The 24924-nt window shown below is 39.8% G+C and carries 26 protein-coding genes and 2 pseudogenes; 14 read left to right on the top strand and 14 right to left on the bottom strand.

Translation table 11 applies throughout. The features are described from left to right. Positions 1-3 precede the first annotated feature (3 nt). From CVS86_RS04460 to CVS86_RS04440, 5 genes and pseudogenes are all read right to left on the bottom strand, one after another. Positions 4-804, bottom strand: coding sequence for a UDP-N-acetylmuramate dehydrogenase (locus CVS86_RS04460; protein WP_107791100.1), 801 nt, complete (start codon positions 802-804; stop codon positions 4-6). After that, positions 801-1070: pseudogene (fliQ, locus tag CVS86_RS04455) on the bottom strand (flagellar biosynthesis protein FliQ). Before fliQ ends, CVS86_RS04460 begins: the two are co-directional and overlap by 4 nt. Continuing rightward, the gene (locus CVS86_RS04450; RefSeq protein WP_234399055.1) at positions 1067-1882 is read right to left on the bottom strand and encodes an MqnA/MqnD/SBP family protein; all 816 of its coding nucleotides are present in this window, start codon (positions 1880-1882) and stop codon (positions 1067-1069) included. Before CVS86_RS04450 ends, fliQ begins: the two are co-directional and overlap by 4 nt. Positions 1883-1994: 112 nt before the next feature. Continuing rightward, the gene (locus tag CVS86_RS04445) at positions 1995-2492 is read right to left on the bottom strand and encodes a chemotaxis protein (protein WP_107791098.1); all 498 of its coding nucleotides are present in this window, start codon (positions 2490-2492) and stop codon (positions 1995-1997) included. Between the two features lie 8 nt (positions 2493-2500). Continuing rightward, on the bottom strand, positions 2501-3589 hold the full coding sequence (locus CVS86_RS04440) for a nicotinate phosphoribosyltransferase (RefSeq protein ID WP_107791097.1): 1089 nt from the start codon (positions 3587-3589) through the stop codon (positions 2501-2503). Positions 3590-3633: 44 nt separating this feature from the next. On the opposite strand from CVS86_RS04440, the gene CVS86_RS04435 reads away from it, so the two are divergent. The 3 genes from CVS86_RS04435 to CVS86_RS04425 all read left to right on the top strand — a co-directional run bounded on the left by CVS86_RS04435 (position 3634) and on the right by CVS86_RS04425 (position 5787). Then, positions 3634-3918 (top strand): molybdenum ABC transporter permease, encoded by a 285-nt coding sequence (locus CVS86_RS04435; protein WP_107791096.1) that lies wholly within the window; start codon positions 3634-3636, stop codon positions 3916-3918. A gap of 85 nt (positions 3919-4003) precedes the next feature. Next, entirely contained in the window at positions 4004-4456 is a 453-nt protein-coding gene (gene accB / locus CVS86_RS04430) for an acetyl-CoA carboxylase biotin carboxyl carrier protein (RefSeq protein WP_002940019.1), read from the top strand. Beyond that, positions 4456-5787 (top strand): acetyl-CoA carboxylase biotin carboxylase subunit, encoded by a 1332-nt coding sequence (locus tag CVS86_RS04425; RefSeq protein WP_107791095.1) that lies wholly within the window; start codon positions 4456-4458, stop codon positions 5785-5787. The genes accB and CVS86_RS04425 overlap by 1 nt, the downstream gene beginning before the upstream one ends. Before the next feature lie 170 nt (positions 5788-5957). On the opposite strand, the gene CVS86_RS04420 is transcribed toward CVS86_RS04425, so the two are convergent. The 8 genes from CVS86_RS04420 to CVS86_RS04385 form a co-directional block, all read right to left on the bottom strand. Then, positions 5958-6509, bottom strand: a complete 552-nt coding sequence (locus CVS86_RS04420; RefSeq protein WP_103636268.1) for a DUF2393 family protein — start codon at positions 6507-6509, stop codon at positions 5958-5960. Next, the gene (locus tag CVS86_RS04415; protein ID WP_107791138.1) at positions 6509-7039 is read right to left on the bottom strand and encodes a DUF2393 family protein; all 531 of its coding nucleotides are present in this window, start codon (positions 7037-7039) and stop codon (positions 6509-6511) included. The genes CVS86_RS04420 and CVS86_RS04415 overlap by 1 nt, the downstream gene beginning before the upstream one ends. After that, positions 7029-7763, bottom strand: a complete 735-nt coding sequence (gene hisIE / locus CVS86_RS04410) for a bifunctional phosphoribosyl-AMP cyclohydrolase/phosphoribosyl-ATP diphosphatase HisIE (RefSeq protein ID WP_107791094.1) — start codon at positions 7761-7763, stop codon at positions 7029-7031. Before hisIE ends, CVS86_RS04415 begins: the two co-directional genes overlap by 11 nt. 2 nt (positions 7764-7765) lie before the next feature. Then, the gene (locus tag CVS86_RS04405) at positions 7766-8878 is read right to left on the bottom strand and encodes a prohibitin family protein (RefSeq protein WP_004317857.1); all 1113 of its coding nucleotides are present in this window, start codon (positions 8876-8878) and stop codon (positions 7766-7768) included. A 16-nt stretch (positions 8879-8894) separates the two neighbouring features. Further along, a complete protein-coding gene (locus CVS86_RS04400) occupies positions 8895-9809 on the bottom strand; it encodes a branched-chain amino acid transaminase (RefSeq protein WP_002939975.1) in 915 nt (304 codons plus the stop codon). A 100-nt stretch (positions 9810-9909) separates the two neighbouring features. Continuing rightward, entirely contained in the window at positions 9910-10551 is a 642-nt protein-coding gene (locus tag CVS86_RS04395; RefSeq protein WP_103630214.1) for a thiol:disulfide interchange protein DsbA/DsbL, read from the bottom strand. Between the two features lie 9 nt (positions 10552-10560). Beyond that, positions 10561-11058, bottom strand: coding sequence for a thioredoxin-dependent thiol peroxidase (gene bcp / locus CVS86_RS04390; protein WP_107791093.1), 498 nt, complete (start codon positions 11056-11058; stop codon positions 10561-10563). Beyond that, on the bottom strand, positions 11055-11258 hold the full coding sequence (locus CVS86_RS04385) for a tautomerase family protein (protein WP_103633434.1): 204 nt from the start codon (positions 11256-11258) through the stop codon (positions 11055-11057). Before CVS86_RS04385 ends, bcp begins: the two co-directional genes overlap by 4 nt. Before the next feature lie 113 nt (positions 11259-11371). Here CVS86_RS04385 and CVS86_RS04380 point away from each other — a divergent pair, with 113 nt between their 5' ends. Beyond that, complete coding sequence (locus tag CVS86_RS04380; RefSeq protein ID WP_107791092.1) at positions 11372-11776, top strand: hypothetical protein; 405 nt, start codon at positions 11372-11374, stop codon at positions 11774-11776. On the opposite strand, the gene CVS86_RS04375 is transcribed toward CVS86_RS04380, so the two are convergent. Next, positions 11773-15093, bottom strand: a complete 3321-nt coding sequence (locus CVS86_RS04375) for a DUF748 domain-containing protein (protein WP_107791091.1) — start codon at positions 15091-15093, stop codon at positions 11773-11775. The two genes, CVS86_RS04380 and CVS86_RS04375, sit on opposite strands and share 4 nt — an antisense overlap. A gap of 175 nt (positions 15094-15268) precedes the next feature. On the opposite strand from CVS86_RS04375, the gene CVS86_RS04370 reads away from it, so the two are divergent. From CVS86_RS04370 to fabZ, 10 genes and pseudogenes are all read left to right on the top strand, one after another. After that, a complete protein-coding gene (locus CVS86_RS04370) occupies positions 15269-16801 on the top strand; it encodes an ABC transporter substrate-binding protein (protein ID WP_107791090.1) in 1533 nt (510 codons plus the stop codon). A 12-nt stretch (positions 16802-16813) separates the two neighbouring features. Continuing rightward, on the top strand, positions 16814-17752 hold the full coding sequence (locus CVS86_RS04365; RefSeq protein ID WP_107791089.1) for an ABC transporter permease: 939 nt from the start codon (positions 16814-16816) through the stop codon (positions 17750-17752). Beyond that, positions 17749-18549, top strand: coding sequence for an ABC transporter permease (locus CVS86_RS04360; protein WP_107791088.1), 801 nt, complete (start codon positions 17749-17751; stop codon positions 18547-18549). Before CVS86_RS04365 ends, CVS86_RS04360 begins: the two co-directional genes overlap by 4 nt. Further along, positions 18546-19226, top strand: coding sequence for an ATP-binding cassette domain-containing protein (locus tag CVS86_RS04355; RefSeq protein ID WP_107791087.1), 681 nt, complete (start codon positions 18546-18548; stop codon positions 19224-19226). Before CVS86_RS04360 ends, CVS86_RS04355 begins: the two co-directional genes overlap by 4 nt. Next, a complete protein-coding gene (locus CVS86_RS04350; RefSeq protein WP_107791086.1) occupies positions 19223-19972 on the top strand; it encodes an ATP-binding cassette domain-containing protein in 750 nt (249 codons plus the stop codon). Before CVS86_RS04355 ends, CVS86_RS04350 begins: the two co-directional genes overlap by 4 nt. 194 nt (positions 19973-20166) lie before the next feature. Continuing rightward, positions 20167-21858: pseudogene (locus CVS86_RS10015) on the top strand (molybdopterin-dependent oxidoreductase); the annotation flags it as partial. 123 nt (positions 21859-21981) lie between these two features. Beyond that, on the top strand, positions 21982-22659 hold the full coding sequence (locus CVS86_RS10010; RefSeq protein WP_320205273.1) for a molybdopterin dinucleotide binding domain-containing protein: 678 nt from the start codon (positions 21982-21984) through the stop codon (positions 22657-22659). A 3-nt stretch (positions 22660-22662) separates the two neighbouring features. Then, complete coding sequence (locus CVS86_RS04340; protein WP_107791085.1) at positions 22663-23220, top strand: hypothetical protein; 558 nt, start codon at positions 22663-22665, stop codon at positions 23218-23220. A 46-nt stretch (positions 23221-23266) separates the two neighbouring features. Then, positions 23267-24343 (top strand): epoxyqueuosine reductase QueH, encoded by a 1077-nt coding sequence (locus CVS86_RS04335; RefSeq protein WP_107791137.1) that lies wholly within the window; start codon positions 23267-23269, stop codon positions 24341-24343. 110 nt (positions 24344-24453) lie between these two features. Next, positions 24454-24900 carry a 3-hydroxyacyl-ACP dehydratase FabZ gene (gene fabZ, locus CVS86_RS04330; protein WP_004317884.1) on the top strand — a complete coding sequence of 149 codons (447 nt, stop codon included), beginning with the start codon at positions 24454-24456 and terminating at the stop codon, positions 24898-24900. Positions 24901-24924: the final 24 nt, after the last annotated feature.

Below are 24924 nucleotides of genomic sequence, written 5' to 3'. Positions count from 1 at the left end.
TCCTTATAAAATGCAAACTTCAGTCTTAAGCTCTACGCCAAATTTATCTAAAACTCTAGCTCTAGCCAAATTTATAAGGCTAGTGGCGTCCTCAAAGCTTGCGTGGTTAAAATTTATCAAAAAATTTGCGTGCTCTTCGCTAAATTTCGCTCCGCCGATCACGTATCCCTTTAGTCCAACTGCCTCTAGTAATCCCCCTGCAAAGTGCCCTTCTGGATTTACAAAGCAGCTACCAAAGCTAGCTCCTTTTGGCTGATTTGCCCTTTTTGCGCTTATAGCTTCAGAAACGCTTGCGTCAAAGCCGCTGTGAAGCTCAAATTTAGCCCCCAAAATAGCCTCATCTATGCCGCTGTGGCGGTAGCTAAAGCTTATCTCATCTTTGCTCACCAAGCCACGACGAGCCAGACGCACATGCGTGAGGTTGTCACTTATGCTAAATTTAAGCAGCCCAGCGTTCATTTTTATAAGTCCGCCAAGTGTGCCAGGGATGTTTTTTAAAAACTCAAGGCGAGCTATGTTGTTTTGCTTGCAGAAGTTATAAATTTTAGCGGATTTTGTCGCAGCACCTATCTCAAGGTAAATTTTCTCATCACAAATTTCTAAATTTATATAGTCAAAGCTCTTGCCAAGCATCGCCATTTTTGGGGGATTTGGCGAGATAAGAAGGTTGTTGCCACCGCCTATCATCACAGCGCCTAAAAAGTGAGGCGAGCTTAGATCTTCAAGGCTATCAACCTCGAAAATTTCATGCACGCCGCCTATCCTAACCGAGGTAAATTTAGAAAAATCAACAAGCCTCGTCACTGGATAAATTCCGGTATAAAATCAAGCATGCGAGTGGTAAATTCAACCATCATCGAGATCATTCAAGGCATTAAAAATATGATGACAACGACGACTAACAAGATCTTTGGCACGAAGCTTAGCGTGGTTTCGTTTATCTGCGTGGTCGCTTGAAAGATGGAGATGATAAGACCGGCTATTAGGCCACTTAGCAGCATCGGAAGGCTGATATAAAGGGCGATCTTAAAGGTTTCAACTCCAAGTGAGACAAGCGTACTTTGCATCAGCTAAACCTTACTTCGTTGTATTCAGTTGGGATTAGGTAGTCATTTACGTCGATAGCTTTTTCAAAAAAGCCTTTGTCATAGCCTATTTGATAGAGCTTGTTTAGCGCTTTTAGCTGCGTTTCGTTCATGCTTATTGACTCGTCATTTGCGTATAAATTTAGATACGTTTTAAGCTCCTCTTTGCCAACTCTGATGAGATTTCGCTCCATTAGCATGTGAGATAAAAATGGCTTGTGAGAAGTGGCGATCCTAACGGCCTCGCTAAGCACTCTCTCGCACTCGATCGCGTCGGTTATAGGCAGGCTTCGTCTAAGCGCCATGCCACCAAGTGGAAGCGGTAAATTTTCGCCGTTTAGCTCGCTCCAGATGTCCCAAATTTCACGCTCTACGCAGAGCTGGTCCGAGAAGTTTAAGATACTTTCATGTATAAGCACGCCAGCATCGACTTCACCGCTAAGCACGGCATTTTCGATCTCTAAGAAATTTTTATAAACGATCCTTGCCTCTGGGTAGGCTATGCGAAAGAGTAGGGCATTTGTCGTGTTTTTGCCAGAGAGTGCGACCTTGAAATTTCGCTTTAGCTGCTTATCTTTTAGCTTGATAAGCTTTGGGCCATATCCGTTACCAAAACTCACCGCACAGCGTAAAAGTGCAAATTCATCACAAATTTTAGGATATAGTGCAAAGCTGATCGCCGTTGCTTCATAAGTGCCTTTTAGCGCCTCTTCGTTTAGCGTTTCTATATCAAGTGCCTTTGAAGTAAAGGCTAAATTTTTACTGCTAACCCAGCCAAATTTGACCGCGGCATACATGAAAATATCGTCAGCATCAGGTGAGTGAGCGACGTTTATATTCTTGAAATTTTGCAAAGATGATCCTTTTTTTGATTACGCCATTTTAATGAAATTTATTTAAAATAAAGTTTTAAGGGTGGTTTTGAAACGATTTTACCAGCTTTGCTTCTTTGAAATTTAGCACGTATTTCACGTCTATGGCGTCTTTAGCACCTTTTCTTCGCGCTTGGAGCGTTGAGTAAAACGGATGCTTAAGCTCAAGCATCTTAATCAGTTTTTGATCACTATCTTCTTTTTTTATATTTTCAACGATTATTGTCGTTATAAATTTGCCCTCAAACTCGTAAAATGGCCAGACAATCACGCCTGCATCGCTTATCTTAAAGTCGTTTATTTTAGAATTTTTAGGGATATTTAGCATGGAGATGATCTTTTTGCGTGAGTTGTCCGCATTTTGCACGGAGATCACCTTTACAAGCAGGTCTTTTTTGACTCCAATGCCGTTTTGGCTAAAGCGATAAACTCCGTCTTCAAGTATGCCAACTTTTTCAAAGGCGTTAGCGTAGTTTGCAGCGGCGCAAGCAGTCAGTAAAAGCGACAGAATCGTTAAAATTTTTATAAATTTCATCTTCTCTCCTAAAATTTAACTCTTTTTAGCCTATCTGAAGCGAAATTTTTTCTGCCAAATTTAGCCTCACTTTTGCCATTTAGCTCGACTAGATCGCCTGTAAAGCCACAAATGTCATTTTTAACAAGATAGCTTCCCACACCGTAAATATCAACTGGGGTGTTAAATTTCTCAAATTCGCTCATTTTTTGCGGGTTAAAGCCTGAGCTAACGACGATTTTAACGTGCTTAAAACCAGCTTTATCAAGCGCCTCTCTTAGGGCAAATATAAGCTCCTTGCAAACGCCATGCGGGTCAAATTTACTCGTATCTTTGCCTTCAAAATACTTATCTATCAAATTTTTACTAGTATCCACTCTAACCGCGCCAAGTCTCTCTTTTAGGGCATTTGCAGCCTTTAAAGCGTCTGTTATCACATCGTTGTTGTAATCAACCAAAGCTGTGATCTGCTCGTTTTCAAAGGTTTTAGCATAAATTTGACAAGCCTTCACCACATCTCCGCCACACATTTGTATGAGCGCGTGAGGCATGGTGCCACCACCTTTTAGCCCTGTAAGCTCGCCCTGAGCGTCTGTGGCGACCTTTTTGATGCCGCCGATAAATGAGGCATATCCGTCGCCTGGCTGCGTGCAGATGTCATCTTGCCTGTCTGCCATGCTAAAGACGTCCTTGCCATTTGCTGCTTTTATCACGTCTCTGGAGTTTGTCGCCACGCAGCTTCTTCTAGTAAGCGTCGCGTCGATGACGTTTTCTAAAAAGCCGAAATTTTCATACTTGCCGCTTATCTTTAAAACTGGCTCATTTGCGTTTATGATATCGCCATCATCAAGTGCGTAAATTTCAAGCTCGCTTGGGTTTTTGGCAAATTTATTGATTATCGCTAAAACCTCGTCGATACCGCAAAGCAGGGTATCATCACGCCTTTGGAAAAACTGCATCGTCACGTGCTGATCAGGCAGGTTTTGCTTAATTATCTCATTTACTTTTAGAAAGTATTTCGCCGTGAAATAGCCCTCGCCGATCCTAGGATCTAGCCTAAAAGTCTTATCTGTTAGCCTATCTATCTTGCCTTGCATTTTTAGTTCAAGTTCGTTCATGTCTGTCCTTTTGTTTTTGCGAGATTATACCATTTTGGCAAAATTTGGCGCAGGCAAGAGGGCTAGTAAATTTATGCAAGCAATCTTTATGCCTCAAAAAAAGCGTAGCAGCCTTTATCCTAGCGCTCTCGCGAGGGTTTGGCGAAGTTGGCATAACGCTCATTTTAGGTGGCAATATCATAGGCAAAACAGACACCATCTCGCTTGCTATCTACAACGCAGTCTATGACAGCAGAAGCGATCAGGCACTCACTTTAAGCCTTGTTTTGGTTGTGCTTAGTTTTGTCTTATTTTTCATTATAAATTTGCTAGAAAAAAGTAGGCTTTAGCACAAAATTTATGCCAGCTAAAAATTAAATTTATTTAAATTTCGCTACAATTAAGGGCTTATATAAAAATTTAGGAGAATTTTCTATGAAAAAAGAAGATATAAAAGAGCTTATCGAATTTTTTAATGGTATGGAGATGAATCATATCAAGATAAAAAGTGGTGATTTTGAGGTCGAGGTAGAGAAATTTGCTGATTATTGCGCGCCTGCAAAGCCAGCGGCACAAGCAGCAGCTCCAGCGCCAACACCTGTAAATGTTGTTGTTAGCTCAGAGGTAAAACCAGCTGCAAATTCGCCAAAAGATAGCATAAAATCTCCTATGGTAGGTACTTTCTACGCTGCTCCAAGCCCAGGCGCTGCTCCATTTGTAAAAGTGGGTCAAAGAGTGAGAAAAGGCGATGTAGTGGGCATCATCGAAGCTATGAAGATCATGAACGAGATCGAGGCTGAGTTTGACTGCCAGATCACTGAGATGCTAGTCTCTGACGGACAGCCAGTTGAGTTTGGATTGCCGTTATTTGGCGTGGAGAAAAATTAATGGAATTAAAAAGAATTTTAATCGCAAACCGCGGTGAGATCACTCTTCGTGCTTTGCGAACGATAAAGGAGATGGGCAAAGAAGCCGTTGTAGTTTATTCAACTGCTGACAAAGACGCGCTTTATGTAAAATACGCTGATGTGGCCATTTGCATCGGTAAAGAGCGCTCAAGCGACAGCTACCTAAACATCCCAGCTATCATAAGCGCAGCTGAGATCAGCGAAGCAGATGCTATCTTCCCAGGTTATGGCTTTTTAAGTGAAAATCAAAATTTTGTTGAAATTTGCTCACACCACAAGATTAAATTCATTGGACCAAGCGTTGCTGCGATGGCTTTAATGAGCGATAAGAGCAAGGCAAAACAGGTCATGCAAAGAGCTGGCGTGCCAGTCATCCCTGGCTCAGACGGCGCTGTGGCTGATACAAAAGCTGCAAAAGAGCTAGCTAAAAAGATAGGCTACCCTGTCATCTTAAAAGCTGCGGCAGGCGGCGGCGGACGCGGTATGCGCGTGGTTGAAAAAGAGGCTGATTTAGAAAAAGCGTTTTGGTCTGCTGAGAGCGAGGCGATGAGTGCATTTGGCGATGGCACGATGTATATGGAAAAATATATCCTAAACCCACGCCATATCGAGGTTCAAATCATCGGCGATAGCCACGGCAACGTACTTCACATAGGCGAGCGTGACTGCTCTATGCAACGCCGTCACCAAAAGCTAATCGAAGAGAGCCCAGCCATCTTGCTTGATGAAAAAACAAGAGAGAGGCTACATGAAACTGCCATAAAAGCGGCAAAAGCGATCGGCTACGAGGGAGCAGGTACGTTTGAGTTTTTGGTTGATAAAAATTTAGACTTTTACTTCATCGAGATGAACACAAGGCTCCAAGTCGAGCATACTGTGAGTGAAATGGTAAGCGGACTTGATATCATCGAGCTTATGATAAAAGTGGCTGAGGGCGAAAAGCTACCGTCACAAAAGAGCATCGAGCTAAAAGGCCATGCGATCGAGTGCAGGATCACAGCTGAGGATCCAAACACCTTCACTCCGTGCCCTGGCAAGATCACAAAATATGTCTGCCCAGGTGGCCGCAACGTGAGAATGGATAGTCACATCTACCAAGACTACTCTATACCGCCGTATTATGACAGTATGATCGGCAAGCTCGTTGTTTGGGATACTGATAGAAACAGAGCCATTCACAAGATGAAAGTTGCTCTTGATCAGCTCATAATAAGCGGCATAAAAACAACAAAAGACTTTCACATTGCCATGATGGAAAACAAAGACTTTTTAAGCAACAACTACGATACAAACTATCTTTCAAGACATTAAAACTAAATTTTAAACCATTGCCTTTTGGCTTTGGTTTAAAATTTCATATTTAAATTTATTTTATATAAGCCAAATTTTTGTGAGTTGAACTATTTTTAAATTAAGAGAAATTTAGCCAGTCTATGACTATTTGCAAAACGTAATAAATACTAAAAATTTATCTAAATTTATTAGTAGCAACTAAGTTTTGTGATATTCATACCATTTTTAAAATATGGCGGATAGGGCATAGTCACGGTAAATGGCACTGCTTTTTGCTTTGGTAAATTTTGAGCTACGTCAAATTTATATGCCACAGTGTTTGGTCTCTCCTCCTCATCGCCTCCAAAAACCCATGAGAAAAATGAGATCCCGCTTGGTTTAAATAGCGCCTCGCCACCGAGGTCATTTTTATTTAGTGGTTGATTTATGAGCTTAATTGTAAGGGTGCATTTGCTAATGGTAAATTTGCCAACATTTCTTACTTGACCTCTAAAGACGATGCTTTCATTTCTTAACACTCGCTCGCTTTTTACGCCTTCGACTATGCCTTTTTTGGTGTATTTATCAAGAACTAGCATCAAAAAAATGGCAAGCGTGGTTGAGACCAAAATATTTGTAAAAAGTAGTGATAAAAATAGCTTTCGCTCAGCTCTAAGCGAGAGCACAAGAAACAAAATAGAAAGTAGTGCGATCGCAAAAAGCACGATGATATGAACGATAGTAAAGTAGTTTGAACTCATCAAAAACACTCCGCTTTTTTGGTGATATTGTAGTCAATGAAGGCAAAATCATTGACAAATTCTCTTATCTGCTTGCTCTGCTTTGGCAAAAGCACTTCATTTAAAATGATCCTTTTTTTAGCAAAAGGGTTTAGTGAATTTAGAAAATTTCTCGTGCTTTGCTTTGAGCCAAGGTAGAAGCCAAGCTCGATTTTGCAAATGTTTAATGTGTAGTTTGAATTATTTGTGATGTTAAAATCAACCATTAGCGCATCAACGTATTGAAGCTGTTTTGTATTTATTTTGCTTATGCTAACTGATCTTAGATTTTCATTTATATATTTGTTTGCATAGTAGTTGCCTGCGAAAAGTCCTAAAAAACCAGCTAGGATAAATAAAAATCCTATCTGCCACCATGATTTTATCGCGACGAAAATTCCTAAAAGCACGATAAATATAAAGGCTAAAAACACCCAACCATAGGCTAGAAAGTCGATAAGTTTGGCGTTTTGAAGTATGAAAAGTATGTTGTGCTTGATGCTATTTAACATCTCGCGATCTTTTTTCTTCGATGCCACTCATGCCAAAACGTCTTGCAAGCTCGTTTTTGACGGCATCTGGATGTATGTTGTGGGCTGAAAGTGCCACAAGCGCGTGAAAGCAAAGATCAGCTGCTTCATAGATGAGGCCATTTTTTGCCTTTTGCTCATCTTGTTTTGTCTGCTTGGCAAAACTAAGCTCTTTTGCCGCCATGACAAGCTCAGTAGCCTCTTCGCCAACTTTTTTTAGAATTTGATTTTCACCCTTTTTAAAAAGGCTGGCTACGTATGAGCTTTGCGGATCTGCGTTTAGCTTCCTATCTTCTATAACGTGATAAAGCTCGTCAATGACTCCGTAGCTTGGCTTTTTGACCTCGCTTTTTTCATCTGAAATTTCTAAATTTTCTAAATTTATCTCGTTAAAAAAGCAAGACCTTGCCCCAGTGTGACAAGCAGTGCCTCCGTTTTGAACGACTTTTAAAAGCAAGGTGTCGTTGTCGCAGTCTAAAAACGCAGCCTTAATCTCTTGCGTGTTGCCACTCTCTTCGCCTTTTTTCCAAATTCTATTTTTAGTTCGTGAAAAGTAGTGAGCGTAGCGGCTAGATAGAGTTAAGCTTAGTGCTTCTTCGTTCATATAAGCAAGCATCAAAACCTCGTTTGTAGCGTGATCGCAAACCACCACCGGGAGCAATCCACCAACCTTTTGCCAGTCTATACTTTTTGCTACGCTATTCATTTTTACCTTTCGCTAACTGAGCTAGCTTTTGCCCTATCTTTTGCATCTAGCCAGATATTTGGCACAGCCCCACCAGGTGTTAAGAAAATTTTGGCATCTTTGTTCTCTTTAAGAGCGTCGTTAAATCTATTTTGCGTCTCGATCTGCTTTAAATTTAATAAATTTTGATCGACACTTTTTGCGATCTCTTTGTTTGCATACGCAGTCGCATCAGCTTCGATCTTGATAGCATCTGCCTTACCTTTTGCCTCGATGATAGCAGCTTTTGCACTACCTTCTGCAAGGGCAGCTTGTTTTAGAGCCTCTTGATTTGCCCGCTCGACCTCATATTTTGTCCTTTCAGCCTCTTGTTTAGCGATCTGGACGCGCTCGATCTGCTCTTTTACCTTCGAAGGCAAGATGATCTCACGAAGCTGCACAGTTAGAAGCTCGACTGGCTTGTTTGGCTGAGAGTCGATGTCTTTTCTTATGCCCTCATCGATCTGCCTTGCAAGGTCATTTCTTTTAGTTGGCAGCTCTTCGGCTGTATATTTACCAGCGATGCTGCGAACCACGTCACGCACGACAGGATCAACGATCTTGCTCTCCCAGCTAAGACCCCAAGATGCGATAGTTTGTGGTGCATTTTCTGGATTTAGACGGTACTGCACGGTGATATCGATACTAACTGGTAAATTTCTAGCGTCCAAAACCGAGATTGAGTTTTTGCGTAAAATTCCAGCTCCCTGATAAGACTTTTGCAAGCTCTCGCCCATATCTTCGCCTGAAGTGTAGTTGATGATCCTAACTCTAGTATCAACTACGATGATATTTTGGATAAATGGTAAAAAGAAGTGAAATCCTGGTTGCAAAGGATTTGGCTCATATTTACCCGCTGTGGCTTTGATACCGACCTCGCCTGAGTGTATCACTTTAAATGGCTGAGTGATAGCAAGGATCGCGATAATGGCGATTATTATGTAGGCTAGCGCACCAAATTTGCCAAAGCCGCTTGGTATATTTGGCATTTTAAAATCCTTTTTAAAAGGTGGCTCTTTGTCGTTATTTTGACCTGAGCCCCTGTTGTCATTACCTGGCTTTTTTTTGTTGAAATAATCATTTAAATCAGCGGGCATTTCGTTCCTTTAAATCTTAAATATATGTTAAAAATGATTCGTATTTTTTGTTTAGACCATAAACTACGTCAAAGTAAGCTTTTTGTAGTCTCTTTGTCACTTCGCCTCTAGCACCGTTGCCGATGATGCGGTTGTCTATGCTGTTTATCGGCGTTACTTCAGCTGCAGTGCCAGTGAAAAATGCCTCGTCAGCTGTGTATGCCTGATCTCTTGTGATGCGCTCTCTTCTTACTTCGATGTCAAGGTCGTGAGCTAGTCTTATGACTGTATCTTGAGTGATGCTAAGTAGACTGTTGTCGTTTGGCGGAGTGATCAATGCGCCATTTTCAACGATAAAAAAGCACTCGCCTGGACCTTCAGCTACAAAGCCCTCGCTATCAAGAAGTAGCGCCTCATCGTATCCAGCCTCTTTTGCTTCGTAGTTTGCCATTTGTGAGCTTAGGTAGTTTGAGCTAGCCTTTGCTCTGTTCATTTGAGCAGCAGGGGCTAGTTTAGCAAAGCTTGAAATTTTAACTCTAATGCCTTTTTCTAGGCCTTCATCGCCAAGATAAGCACCCCATTCCCATGAAGCGATAGCGGTTTGCACTGGTGCTTTTGTGTGAGCTACGCCCATTACGCCGTATCCTAAAAATATAAGTGGGCGGATATAGACGTTGCTGTTATATTTATTTGCGCGAAGTAGCTCGATCTGTGCTTTTTCAAGCTCTTCTTCAGTGTAAGGCACGTTTAAAACGGTCATTTTTGCTGATCTTAAAAGTCTTTTTGTGTGGTCTTTGAGTCTAAAAATAGCTAGACCTTTTTTTGTTTTATAAGCTCTTGTGCCCTCAAATACGGCGTTAGCATAGTGCAAAGAGTGAGTTAGAACGTGTACTTTCGCATCGTCCCATTTTACTAGTTTTCCATCCATCCAGATGAATTCTGAAGCGTTCATAATTAAACCTTTCTTTTTTAGAAATTTGATCCGAGTTTATCTAAAATTGCTTTAAATTTACATTTCTAAGCCCAAAATGTCCGTAAATTTTAGGCTAAAGTTACTTATTTAAAAGCTCTTTTATCGTCTTTGCCATCTCATCGATCGATGATGCTGCGTTTAAATTTATCAGATACTTGCCGCTTACTACAAAGGCTGGCACACCGCTAATGCTAGCTACATCATAAGAGGCAAACCACTCGTTTAAAAGCTCTTTTGCACGATCTGAGCTTAGCGCTTTTTCATACTCGTCTTTGCTAACGTGAGCCGCATTTAGCGCTAGATCTATAAATCTTTGCTTATCTTTGCCATCATTAAAGTCATCTTTTTCATCGTGTCTTGCTTTATAGATCGCAAATTTAGCTTGCTTAAATTTAGACTCATCGCTTAGCAGATCAGTCCCATTTGCCTCGTCTATCGATATAAGAGCGGCGAAAATTTTACTTGTAGTCTCGCCAAGCTTGCCTTTGGTGCTTAGGTGATATGGGATAAATTTAACCCCGTCAAGCTTTGACATCAGCTTTCTTGTGATCGTTCGGTCAAATTTATAGCAGTGAGGGCAGTCGTAGCTAAAGACCTTGACGACTGAGTTTTTAGGCACGTTAAGCGGTTTTGCTAGAGTTTGATACTCCACGCCTTCAGTCAGTGCTGATAAATTTAGCGCAAAAAACGCACTTAAAATTAGCATTTTTATAAGCTTCATCTTTGCTCCTTATTTTACTAGATCAGCTAGCACTTTTGCGGCGTGGTCTTTGGCTTTTACGCTTTTGTAAATTTTAGCTATCTTGCCGTCTTTGCCGATCACAAAGGTGCTTCTAACGATACCAAGATACTCTTTGCCGTAGTTTTTCTTGACCTGCCAAACACCATAAAGCTTTGAAATTTCTTTATCCTCATCGCTTAAGAGAGTGTGCTTTAAATTTTGCTTTGCGATAAAGCCAACATGCGACTTTACGCTATCTGGGCTAACGCCGATGATAACGGTATCATTTTTGATAAACTGATCGTAGTTTGCGCTAAATTCGCAAGCTTCAGTCGTGCAGCCTAGAGTGTTGTCCTTTGGGTAGAAGTAAAGCACCACATTTTTGCCTATAAAGTCCTTTAATGCGACCTTTACGCCGTCTTGATTTAGCGCTTCAAACTCTGGCGCTTTATCGCCAACTTCAAGCGTTATCTTTCTTTCAATGTCTGCTTTGCTAAATTCGCTCATTTTATCCCCTTTCTTTTATCCTCTACACTCTCGCCACCTGCGCCGATATTGCCAGCGTCGTGAGTTTCGATAAAGATCATAACCGCCTCTTTTTTCTTGCCAAGCACTCTTACAAGCGTCTCGGTTACTTCTTTAAAAACTTGATCTTTTTGCTCTTTTGTAGGCTCTGGGCCTGCTATTTTGATATTAACATAAGGCATTTTTGCTCCTTTTTTAAGATGCAAAATATTAGCCAAAATGAGTGAAATTTCAGATTAAAGCCGTTATTTAAGAATTTGGCATTAAAATAAGCAAACTTCCAAAAGGAGCGAAAATGGACTATAACAGGCAAAATAAGGGCTTTGTTTGCTTTATGTATGGCTTTGGACGAAGCAGGGCGGTTTATGCAGTTTTGATGATACTAATGGCACTTTTAGCTGGCCTTTTAACACTTACTTCAAGCACTCAAGCTGACGTTTCAAATTTGCAAATAGCCCTTGGCATCATACTTTGTGGCCTTTTGCTGATCCTTGTAAATCCTAAAATTTTCATTATCAAGCTAATTGGCTACTTAATCGCTTTAGCTGGCGTTATGATCGCCCTTCACAACGCAAATTTGCTAGGAGCTGATTTTAATTTATATTTTTATGCAAGCCTTATTTTTGGGGCATTTATGATGCTTATGCTTCTTAGCTGGTTTGTCTATAACGCAAGAAGCAGCGAAATAAATGAAATTTAGTTCGCCACTCCCATTAGCACGCTTGTGTAGGTGTTTTGCTTAGGCTCTGAGCTTGTTGCATCGTTTATATTTATGCGGCCAGCCTCAAGCCCAGCCTTTATAAGCGCCTCTTTTACCGCATTTGCGCGCTCATTTGCAAGCTCTATTAGCTTTGCTTTATCGACCTCGATGCCTTTTAGCGCCTCTTCTCTTAAGGCTTTTTCGTTTCTATCTTTTAAATTTGGCACAAGCTCATTTAAAACCGCGATGTAGTCTTTGCCACTTGAAGCGATGATTTGATTGATCTTTTGATCTAGTTTTTTGTTCTTATAAAAGCTCTCATCTAGTTTTGAGTATGTTGGCGTTATGCTAAGCTTCATTTTAGGTTTTGAGCCAGTTAGCTTTATAAAATCAGCTATCTTAGGCACTTCTGAGCTTATGAGCTCGCTACTTCCAGCAAGAAAATCAATAGAGCTAAGATCTTTGCTGCCAAGTCCTAAAGCGTTGCCTAAAAATCTAAATGGAGCTAGCGTGATGTCAGCAAAGAGTTTTTTCACAGCTGCCCAGATGACTCCGCCATATTTAAAGTCAGGATCGTCTAAATTTCCCTCAACTGGCAGGTCGATGTTTATTTGATTATTTTGATCGCTAAGTATCGAGATAGCAAGGGATAGCGGTAAATTTACAGCGTCTTTTGAATCAACCTTTTCTCCAAGTGTAAGTGAGTCAAAATTTATAAAATTTGAGCCATTTAGTTTTGAGTCGGTGACGCTATAGTTTAGGTTTAAATTTAGCTTGCCTTTTTTGATCTTATAGCCCACAAACTGCCCGCTATAAGGTGTCACGTTAACTAGATCGATATTTTTAAAATCAAGCTTTATATCGGTATTTTGCTTTAGCTCAAATGGAAAGAGTTTTGCAGTGATCTGTGCAAAGCCATTTTTGCCAACCACACCTTGAAACTCGCCTGAGCTTGGGCGCTTTTTATCGATGTCGGTGAGCTTGCCATTTAGCTTTGAGATCGTTGTGGCAAATGGCATAAATAGCGATGCGTCCGAGAAATCAACCTCGCCATTTTTAAGAGAGAAATTTTTCACACTAAATTTTAGCTCGTCCTCTTTTTTGCTAGCCACTTTTTTGGTCTCAGGTTTTGCCTCAGTTTTAGCTTTATTTTTATCCTCTTTTACGATCTGAGATAGGTTAAATTTACGCTCTTTGCTTAGATGAGCCTTGATAAATGGCGAATTTAAGCTCACTCCGCTTATGGCAAGGTCATTTTTGGCAAATGAAATTTTTTCAAGATCAAGGCTTTTAAGGGCGATTAGTTTTTCAGATTTTTTGCCATTTAGCCTTATATCTTTGATGCTAACTTTTGCGTCTGCTTTGATATCTTTTGCGTAGCTTATCTCAGCGCTACTTTCTAGCTGTCCGCTAGCTAGATCGGCCTCTAAAAAGGGCTTTGCGTAGGCAAAATACTTTGGTAAATTTGTATCATTTAGCTTGATTTTTGCGCTCACGTCAAGTGGCTCGATCTTTATCTTTGAATCAACATCCAAATTTAGCTTTTGTGAGCTTTTCATCGCCACTTTTGCATCAAATGGCTTGCTAAAATCGCTACTTAAATTTGCTACTTTTACAAAAAGATTATCAAATTTATGAGCGATCTTTTCGCCTTCAAAAAGGTGCGTCAAAGCGATATCTGCGTTATTTACGCTTAAATTTTTTATATCAAATTTAAACTCATTTTCTTTGCTTTTTGAAGCACTTTTATTTTCAGCCTTTTTCTCCACTTTTTTAGTGTGTTTTGCCGCTTTTGTAGCTTTTGCGCTCTGCTCGCCAAATCCTAGCTCATTTACAGCGCTTAGACCATTGCCACTTAGTTCTGAAGTAAATTTAGGCTTATTAACATCGACACTAGCGATATTTAGAACCATTTTTAAAAGATCAAAGCTTATGCTCTTTACCCCCACATCAGCGACGCTTGCTATATCTTTATTTTTTGCTTTAAGCTCTATGTTTTTTACGTTTAGCTCATCAAGGCTAGCAAGGCTTTTGTTACCATCCATTGTGAAGCTTGTATTTGTCACGCCAGCACTTGCTACATTTGCACTTGCGCTTTTGCTAAGTGGCGCATTGATGCCATTAAGTGCTATTTTTTCAAGCGTTAGAGCGGTTTTGTTATTTGCTAAATTTAGATTTAAATTTGAAGCATTTATATCTTTTAAATTTGCTAAATTTCTATCTGCTTCATCTATTTTAAGAGCGTTTGCACCTATGCTTTTTAGCTTGGCTGTGGCGTTTAGCTCGCTTTTTTCATTTAAATTTGCAAGAAGCGAAATATCACTTAAATTTAGTGATTTTACGCTCGCAGCGATAGCATTTTTAAAAGAGATATCATTTAAATTTATAGCACTTAAATTTAGCGCAGCCTCCGTTTTATCAGCTATCTTACTATCAAGATCAAATTTTGGAAGCTCAAGTTCGCCAAGGCTAAGCTCATTTGCGCCTTCATCTAAACTTAGTCCTTTTACACTTAAAAAGCCATCTTTTAAATTTATCCCAGTTGCGTTCTCATCGGCTTTTAAAGCGTAGTTTATCTTTAAGTTTATGATGGCATTTTTTAGATTTAACGTGTCATTATCGATAAAACTTATCGCGACTGGCTTTATGCTAAAGTCTTTTATGCTGACGTTGCCCTCTATTTTTAGTGGATTTAGCTTGATATCGCCATTTAGATCGATCTTGTGCGCTAGGCTTGAGTTTGAGTCAAAGATGTGACTGCCAGCGCTATTTTTCTTCGTATTTAGCGAGCTTAGCTCGTAGTTTATATCATCAAAGCTTACATTAAATGGCTTTGTTAAATTTTGATCGCTATATGAAAATGAGCCTTTGATGATCTTGGCGTTATTTAGCGCGAAATTTACCGAGCTGGTGCTGTTATCTTCGCTAGTTGCGTTATCATCGCTTATAAAATTGCTAAAGTTAAAATTTGCTTTTTTATCTCTTGCGATCTTTACTTTTGGCTCATCTAGCCTAAAAATGTCTATCTCAACTAGCTTTTTAAAGATAGAAAATGGCTTTAGCTTAAGGTCGATCTGCTTCGTGCTAAAAAGCGGCGAAGTGGTGTTTAGCTCGGCATTTGTAGCGTTTAGCTCGAAGGTAAATGGGTTAAATTTAGCATCACTTACAAAAAGCGTTGCGTTGTAGTCTTTTAGGTATTTTGGCGCGATATTTTTGATAGCATAAGGCAGACCAAAAAAGCCAAGAAGCGTATAAATAAGCAAAAGTGAGACTACGCAGATGCCGGTGATTAGGGCTATTTTTTTCTTTTTATCCATTGTGAAATTTACCTTTTTGTTAGCTAAAATGAGCCCTGATTTTACTTTAAAAAAGGTTAAAAGTTAGTTAGAAATTTCAAATTTTCTATACATTAAATTTACATTTATCTTAATAATACTTTTATGCATTTCGTATTACTATTCGTCAAATATTTTTTAAACAAAGGAGCGAGTGATGAAGAGATTTTTGGCTTTATTGTTTTTGTTGTTTTCTGCCTTTGCTTATGCAAATGAAAATGCCGTTGTGGTCGCTATCGAGGAGCAAACACCTCGTATAAATCCACTCTACGACGAGGATCACGATCCTACGCTTTCGCTGGTTTTTTCTGGACTTACTAGCCACGATGAAAATAGCCACGTCGTGCCTGAGCTTGCCAAGTCTTGGCAGGTGAGTGATGACGGGCTGGAGTATGTTTTTGAGCTAAGAGATGATGCTTTTTGGCATGACGGAGTGAAATTTAGCGCAAAGGATGTTAAATTTACCATCGAAGCGGCTCAAGATAAGAAGCTAAACGCACCTGCTATCTCAAACTACGAGGTGGTAAAAAGCGTTGAAATTTTAGGCGATTATAAGGTAAAGATCACGCTAAAAGAGCCTTTTCCGCCGTTTCTTGACGCACTTAGCTTTGGCGTTTTGCCTGAGCACATTTTAAAAGGCAAAGATATCGCGACTGATAAATTTAATGACGCACCTATCGGAACTGGCGCATACAAGCTTGTAAAATGGAAAAAAGATGAGAGTTTGGAGTTTGTGGCAAATGATAAATTCTATAAAGGTGAGCCAAAGATAAAAAGGCTATTTTTAAAGATAGTTGGCGATGAAAATTTAAGACTTGTAGGCCTTAAAAGCGGTGAGATCGACGTTGCGCTCATCTCTCCAACTGGTGTAAATTTCATAAAAGATGATAAAAAATTAAGCTTGCTTAAGTTTAAAAGTGCAGACTACAGAGCTTTGATGTTTAACTTTAATGATCCTCTTTTTCAAGATAAAAATGTAAGGATAGCCCTAAACTACGCGGTCAATAAAGATGAGATAGTTAAAAAACTATTTCACGGATATGCAAGCGTAGCGAACAACCCGATAGAAAAAAGCTTTGCAAACGACAGCGAGTTTAAATTTAGCTACGATCCGCAAAAGGCTAGGGAGCTACTTGAAAAGAGTGGCTTTAAGAAAAACAAGGCTGGCTTTTTTGAGAAGGACGGCAAGGAGCTTGGCTTTGACATCTATGCCTTTAATAACGACATCTTAAGGGTCAATTTAGCTAAAATTTTAAGCAGCGAGTTTGAGAAATTTGGCGTAAGAGCCAAAGCCTACGCAAAGCCAAAAACAGCCTTTGATATAAGTAAGGTCGATAGCTTTGTTATCGGCTGGGGAAGTCCGTTTGATCCAGACTTTCATACATATAGAATTTTTGGCGGATTTGCCGATGTGAGCGTAAATGAAAATGGCTGGAACTTTAGCCACTACAAGGACGCAAACGTCGATCTTGCCCTAAAAAACGCGAGATATACAAAGGACGTGGAGCTTAGGAAAAAATACTACAAAGAATTTCTAAAAGCGCTTTTTGAAAATCCACCTTACATTTTTATAGCCTATCTTGACTATCCGCTCGTTTTTAACAACAAAATTTCAGGCATAAAGACGCAAATTTTAGGCCACCATGGGGCTGGATTTTTATGGAACATAAGAGAGTGGCAAGTAAAATAGTGGATAAAAACTTTGTTTAGAGCCATTTTAAAAACAGCGATCTCAAGCCTTGGGTTGCTGTTTTTTATCTCATTTTTTCTATTTTTGCTCATATATTTTTTGCCAGGAAACGTCACTGATGCGATGTTTTTGCGAAGTGAGGCGGTGAGCGTGGCTATAAAAGAGCAAATTTTAGAAAATTTGGGGCTAAAAGATGGCTTTTTTGTGCAGTATTTTAGATGGCTAGCTCACTTTGTCACAGGGGACTTTGGCACTAGTTTTGTAAGTGGGGCAAGTGTGTCGCTGCTCATTAAAGAGAGGCTCTTAAACTCGCTTATTTTATTTTTTGCTTCGTTTTTTTTGATAACTCTTTTGTCTTTTTTCTTAGGGCTTTTAAGTGCCATTTATAAAAACAAATTTGCCGATATCTTTATAAATTTTAGCTCCTTTTTGCTGGCATCACTGCCGCATTTTTACATCGCACTCGTGCTAATAGCGATCTTTAGCGTCTATCTAAATTTGCTGCCAAGCTCTGGCGCAAACGAGCTAGGATCTAGCGGGGTGGGAGCTAAATTTATCATCTTGCCAACGCTTGCCATCATCTTGCCACACCTTGGCGCAAACGTGAAATTTGTAAGAGACACGCTAAATCAAAGCCTAAACGCTGACTTTATCCAGACGGCTCACGCTAGAGGTTTGGGGCGGGGCAAAATTTATCTCTTTGCCATAAAGCACGCAAGCACCGATATAGTCTATTATTTCGCAACCCTTGTGGCTGGCGTTTTTGCTGGCTCATACGTCATTGAGAGCATTTTTTCATTTCCGGGCATAGGCAAGCTTAGCCTTGATGCAGTCATCGCCAAAGACTATCCAGTCGCACTTGCGACCATTTTGCTAACGGCTGTTTTTGTCGTTTTTGCAAATTTACTTGCTAAAATTTTTGCCATATTAGCAGATAAGAGAAATTTATGAGAAAAGTTATATTTTTCCTGGCCTGTTTTGTCTTTTTAGCTCTTGTCACATTTGCCTTTATGACGCCGTTTTTTTCTAAATTTGAGCCAAATTTCACTGACTTTATGGCGGTAAATTTAGCCCCAAACGGCGAGCACATCTTTGGCACTGACATCCTAGGCAGAGACAATCTCATAAGAGTGGCCTACGCGCTTAAAAACTCGCTTCTTATCTTGCTTTTAGCTGGCTTTTTAACGACGCTTTTTTCGCTCATCTACGCATATTTTGGCACGAGCAAGAGTAGAGCTTGTGAGAGCCTTTTTGATAAGGGGCTTGATGCATTTTTAAGTATCCCTAACATCATTTTTATCATGCTTTTTAGCTCATTTAGTAGCGGAGATCTGCTCATAACCTCTTTTATCATCGCTATTTGCTCGTTTATGCAGGGCGCAAAAGTTTTTATGCAAAATTTAAGACTTAGTAAAAAGTGCGACTACGCCGAGCAGGCCGTGATAAATGGGGCTGGTAAATTTAGCCTTATCTGCTTTGAAATTTTGCCAAATTTAAAGCATCTAATAGTTAGTATCTTTGGCATAAACGCGATAAACGCGGTCGTCATGGAGGCTACGCTTGGCTTTTTTGGCGTGGGTAGCGACGCAAATAAAATAAGCCTTGGCATCATGCTAAATGAGAGTAAAGAAGCGCTTTTTCTGGGCTCTTGGTGGATGGTGCTTTTCCCTGGCGTGACGCTCTTTTTGCTCATCCTTGCAACCTCGATCATCACGTCAAATTCAAAAAATGGCAATATAAAAATATGATAGAGATTAAAAATTTAAACGTTTTTTATAAGGATAAGAAGCTTTTGCGAGAGCTTGATTTTGCCATGAGTGAGGGTAAATTTATAGGTATCACGGGTGCAAGTGGCAGTGGCAAATCGCTCTTTGCAAAGAGCTTAATAAGGCTTTTTGATGATAAATTTAGAGTGAGAGCGGATAAATTTAGCATTTATAAAAAAGATATCTTAAAACTTAGCCAAAATGAGCTAAAAGAGCACCGAAAAAATGTCGCTGCGCTCATCTTTCAAAACTCAGTTGCAAGCCTTCATCCGCTCTTAAACGTGGGCGATCACTTTAACGCCTATCTTGGTGGCGATAATAAAACAAATAAAGAGCTTGCATTTGCTTATTTTAGGGAGTTTGGGCTGGGTAATGCAAATCTCATCTGGCACAAATACTCATACGAGCTAAGTGGCGGCGAGGCGAGCCGTGTGCAGATCGCTCTGGCGCTTTGCCTGAAGCCAAAAATTTTAGTCTGTGACGAGATAACAAGCGGGCTTGATAGCATTAGCGGTAGCCACGTGGCTGGCATCTTAGAGAGCTTAAAGGGCAAGATGAGCGTCATTTTTATCTCGCACGATGAGGCGCTGACAAAATATCTTAGTGATGAAATTTGGCAGATGAGAGATGGGCGGCTAAATTTAAAGGAAAATGCGTGAAAATAAGGCTTGAAAACGTCTCAAAAAGTTTAAGCTTTAAGGAGCATTTTAACGCTAGAGCTGAAGTACTGCACCTTTTAGAGGGGATAAGTTGCGAGCTTGATGATGGCGAAAATTTAGCCATTTTGGGTCAAAGTGGCAGTGGCAAAAGCACGCTTGCAAAGCTCATATCATTTAGCGAGCCAAAAAGTGGGGGCAAAATTTATATAAACGATAAGGAGATCACAGACAAAAATGAGCTCAAAAAAGATATCAGATATATCTTGCAAAACCAAAAACAAGCCCTAAATCCAGCGCTAAAAGTAAAAACAGCCATCGCTCATGTGAGGTCATATCTTAAGCTTAGCTTTAGCCAAAATGAGCTCAAAGAGCTTTTAGCGAATTTAAATTTAAAAGATGAAATTTTAGAAAAATATCCATCGCAACTAAGTGGCGGCGAGGCGACAAGGGTTGGGATACTGCTAGCGCTTCTTTCAAAACCAAAAATCCTAATCTGCGACGAGATAACAAGCGGGCTTGACAACGAGACAAAGCAAAAGATCATAAATTTGCTTTTAAGCTTGGATGAAAAGATCAGCATTATCTTTATCACGCACGATATTTTAAGTGCGATGAAAATAGCGCAAAAGGTGCTAATTATCGAATCTGGTAAGCAAGTGGCGTGGGGTAAATTTGAAGATCTTGCAAGCCAAAATGTCCTTAAAAAATACCTTGACGCAGCTAAATTTTATGACGTCAAACTTTGATGTAGTGTTAGCTTTAAATAACAAAAAATAACCACTCTATTCTAAAAATAATAAAAATATTCAAACGCTATTTCTTATATAAAAATAAAAATTATTATTTACTTTAAAAAATTTATAAATATTATAAATTTTAAGTAATTGCTAAAATTTAGATAACTATAATCGCTGTAACCAATTTCATTAAGGGAGAAAAAATGAAAAGACGAGAATTTCTAAAAGGTGCAGCTGCAAGCGCGGCGTTTGCAAGTAGTGCAAGTGCCACTGCCTTAATTAGTGACAACCTAATGAACGACACTTCTGCAAAGATAAGTGCTTCACACTTTGGTGCTATAAGAGGCTTAAGCAAAAATGGTAAATTTGAGGGCATTGCTGATGTCAATGAGCTTGATTTTTATCCAGTGACACTAAGAGAGGGAGTGCTAGCAAGAACATATGATGAGACTCGTATCGCTAGACCTGCTGTTAGAAAAGGATATCTTGAAAAAGGATATAAAAGTGATAAGAGCAAGAGAGGTAAAGATGAGTGGGTTGAAGTAAGCTGGGATGAGGCTTATAAGATCGTAGCAGATGAGCTAAAACGTGTTTATAAAGAGCATGGTGCTAGTTCAATATATGGCGGAAGCTACGGTTGGTATAGCGTGGGAAGTGTAAATAACCCGCAAACGCTCCTTGGTAGAATGCTAAACGTACTTGGTGGCTAAACAAGAACACTTACTTATTCTACTCATGCAATACGTGCTATTACACCTTATGTTACTGGTACAGACGAGAGCGGCGCACTTCAAACTGCATGGCCTGTGATATTAAAAGAAACCGAAGTGGTTGTTATATGGGGAGCAGATCCGATAAATACAAACCAAATCGCATGGGGCGTGCCAGATCACGAGAGCTATATATACTTCAAAAAGCTAAAAGAACAGATGAAAAAACGTGGTGTCAAAGTTATTTGCATAGACCCAGTTTTAAATAATACTTCTATGTATCTTGGTGCTACTCATATTCATGTAAATCCTACAACAGATGTTGCTTTGATGATGGGTATATGCTATGAGATGATGAAAGCTGGTGTTAGCGATGAGAAATTTTTAAAACGCTACACTAGTGGTGTAGCTGAATTTAAGGCCTATCTAAATGGAGAAGCTGAAGATAAAATAGTTAAAAATGCTACTTGGGCTAGTAAAATTTCTGGTGTTAATGAAGAAGATATCAAAACTTTAGCAAGACTTTTTAGCGCAAAAAGAACAATGCTAATGTGTGGTTGGGGTCCTCAAAGAGCACACCATGGAGAGCAGTTTCACTGGATGGCGACAGTTCTTGCTGCATTTATCGGTCAGATCGGACTTCCTGGTGGAGGATATGGCTTTGGATATCACTATTCAGATGGCGGTTGCCCATCTCCAGCAGCTCCAGTTGGTAGTGCATTAAGTTTAAGTAGTGGTAAAGCTCAATCAAGCACGGCTTTCCCTGGTCTTGGAAGCATAAGTATCGTGCCAAGCGTTGATGGTGATTGGAAACATAGGGATAATATCGCAATACCTGTTTCAAGAATAGTTGATTGTATAAACAATCCTGGCAAAGAGGTAGAATTTAACTGCAAAAAGATAACCTATCCTGACATCAAGCTAGCTTATTGGGCTGGTGGCAATCCTTTTCATCATCACCCAGATACAAAACTGATGGCAAAAACCTTTGAAAAACTTGATACATTTATCGTTCAAGACTGCTTTTGGACAGCAAGTGCTAGAATGGCAGACATAGTCTTGCCAGCAACAACCGAGCAAGAAAGGGACGATATAACAAAATCTCACACTAATAAATTTATAATTGCTATGCATAAAATCGCTGAGCCTTATATGGAGGCTAAAAATGACTATGAAATTTATAGTGGGATATTAAAACAATTTGGTCAGACTGAACTGAATGCCTTTACTGAAGGAAAAACCGAGTTTGACTGGATCAAGCAATTTTACAACGCTTCAAAGAAAAAAGGCGATGCAAACAATCTAAACATGCCAAGCTTTGAAGAATTTTGGGAAAAAGGTTATGTTGAGTTTAAGGTGCCAGATTATGCATATGAATATGTAAAAATGGCTGATTTTAGGAAAAATCCTATCATTAACCGCTTAGGAACGCCATCTGGTAAAATTCAAATAGTCTCTAAAAAGATAGGCAAAGCTATGTATGAGGATTGCCCATCTCATCCTACATGGATGGAACCTATGGAGTGGCTAGGCAGCAAAGAGGCAAAAAAATATCCACTAAATTTAGTTTCTCCTCATCCAAAATATCGCTTGCACTCACAGCTAAACAATACTTGGCTTAGAAATTTAGCTGAAGTAAATGGTAGAGAGCCTGTTTGGATACATCCAAATGATGCAGCCTCTAGAGGCATAAAAAATGGAGATATTGTCCGCGTATTTAATGGTAGAGGAGAAATTTTATGCGGTGCTATAGTGACAAAAAATGTGAAAGTAGGTGTTGTTAGGATAGAAGAGGGAGCATGGTGGGATCCAGACAAAAAAGAGCTTTGTGTTCATGGTAACGTAAACGTTTTGACCCCTAATGAACCAACATCAAAACTAGCTATGGGAAATCAAGCAACAGCTCTAGTTCAGATAGAAAAATTTGAAAAAGAGTTGCCTGAGATCAATGTATTTTCACAACCTAAATTTAGTAAAAAAGGATAAAAAATGAGAAAAATTTTAACTCTTTTAGTGTTTTGTGCTTCACTATTTGCCAGTGATGCATATGTGATCTCAAAAACACCACTTTTAGATAAAGCAAATGGCAAAGAGATCGCTATAATGCATGTTGGAGCGAAGTTGAATGTTATAAAAGATGATGGCAAATTTGCTGAAGTAAGCTACAGCGGTTTTGTGCCGCAAGATAGCATAAATGCTTACTCAAAACTTGGAATTTTAGAGCTTGATGTAGAGGCAAAAGATCCTAAAATTTTAAAAACCGTTAAAAAGACTATGGATGAATATGATAATGAGTGGCTTCAAGTTAGCATTACTGGTTTTGTTGCAAAGGATGCTTTAACAAGCGATGGAGCTCAAGTCTTGACAAAGGGTGAAGCACTTTTTAAAGAGAGATGTGGAAACTGTCATGCTTTACATGGATATGACGAGTTTAGTGTAAATGTTTGGCCAAGTGTCATTGAAACTATGGTTGGTAATGCAGGTCTTGTAGGAGATGAGACGGAATATCTTGTTAGATTTTTACAAAGCAAGGCTCCATTAGAGTAAAACATAAAAGGCCTTTTTGGGTATAATCTGCCCAAAAAGGTCAAATTTGCTAGTTCATATCTGCTGCTCGGTCGATAGCCACTACTTTTTACAGCGCCTACGAAAAGACTATCCAAATGAACGAATAGTAGGCTATTTTTATGATCCAAACATACATCCATATAGCGAATTTTTACTGCGTTTTGAGGACGTGAAGCGAAGCTGCGAGAAGCTAGGCATCGAGCTAATATGCGGCGAATACGACTACGAAGCGTGGCTTGGCGGCACAAAAGGGCTTGAAGATGAGCCAGAAAAGGGCAAAAGGTGCGAGTACTGCTTTGATTTTCGCATGAAAGACTCCGCCAAAAAGGCGCTAGAACTTGGTCTAAATAAGATCACGACAACGCTTTTGATGAGCCCAAAAAAGGACTTTACTCAGCTTAAAAAGGCGCTTGATGAGGCGGTGGCTGGCTCAAATTTAGAGGCGGTTGCGGTTGATTATAGAAAAAATGGCGGCACAAGCGAGCAGTTTATCCTCGCTAAAAAGGACAAGCTTTATCACCAAAACTACTGCGGCTGCGTCTTTGCCTTAAAAAAACAGCGCGACTCGCAAAATTTGCCCCAAAGTGAGCTTATGAGTGAGCTACACGCAAGAGCGCTTTATGGAAGCATTGAGGCGAGACTTGAGCTTTACAAAAAGGTGCGCGAGTGCGAGGCGAGAGGTGAGAAATTTCACCTTTTTAGAAGGCGATTTTTAAACTACAGGCTTTTGCGTGCTAGTGTTAAATTTGAAGCAGTTGTGGTGCCAAGCTACTTTGTGCTCTACTCTGGCTTTAAAAGAGAGAATTTAAAGCTAAATGTGGAGCGTGACTGCGAAATGGACGATGAGCTAAAAGAGGGCGCGATATTTATGAGTATAGAGTGCTTTAATAAATTTACAAATAGCAAATTTAAAAGCGTTGATGAGCTTTGTAAAAGGCCGCTTGAGCTTGACGCTGAGATGAAATTTCGCCGTGATATAAGCGGGGAGTTTTCGCAAAACCCTATCATCATCTTAGACGAGGTCAAAAAGGGCAGCTACGAAATTTACGCAAAGGCTGTTTTTTACAACGACAGCGAAGAAATTTTGGTTTTAGAGGGCTAAATTTAGACCCATTAAGGCTAAATTTCAGAGATTTTAAAAGAGGCTAATAATTTTTTTCTTAGTATAAATTTGTTACAATCTGCCAAAATTTACATTACTAAGGCTAAAACGTGATAGACGTCGTAGAAATTCAAAAAATTCTCCCACATAGATTTCCTTTTTTGCTTATCGATAGAGTTGTCGAGCTAGAGCCTGCAAAAAATATCGTCGCTTATAAAAATGTAACCATTGGCGAGCCGATATTTCAGGGGCACTTCCCAGGTCACCCGATCTATCCAGGTGTAATGATCATTGAGGGCATGGCGCAAGCTGGTGGCGTGCTAGCGTTTAAGAGTATGAGCGACGAGCATCAAGCTGGCATCGAGAACAAAGTGGTCTATTTTATGAGCATTGACGGAGCGAAATTTCGCCATCCAGTCCGCCCTGGAGATAGGCTAGAGTATAGATTAAATGTATTAAAACATAAAGGCAATATCTGGGTGCTTGAGGGCAAAGCATACGTCGATGATGTGCTATGCGCCGAGGCTGAACTAAAAGCGATGATAGTCGATAAATAGGCTTTTGCTTAAAAAAGAGAGACA

Source organism: Campylobacter concisus, assembly GCF_003048605.1.
GTDB lineage: Bacteria > Campylobacterota > Campylobacteria > Campylobacterales > Campylobacteraceae > Campylobacter_A > Campylobacter_A concisus_BM.
Note: the sequence above shows the minus strand (reverse complement) of the source record. Positions and strands in the feature narration are given on the sequence as shown.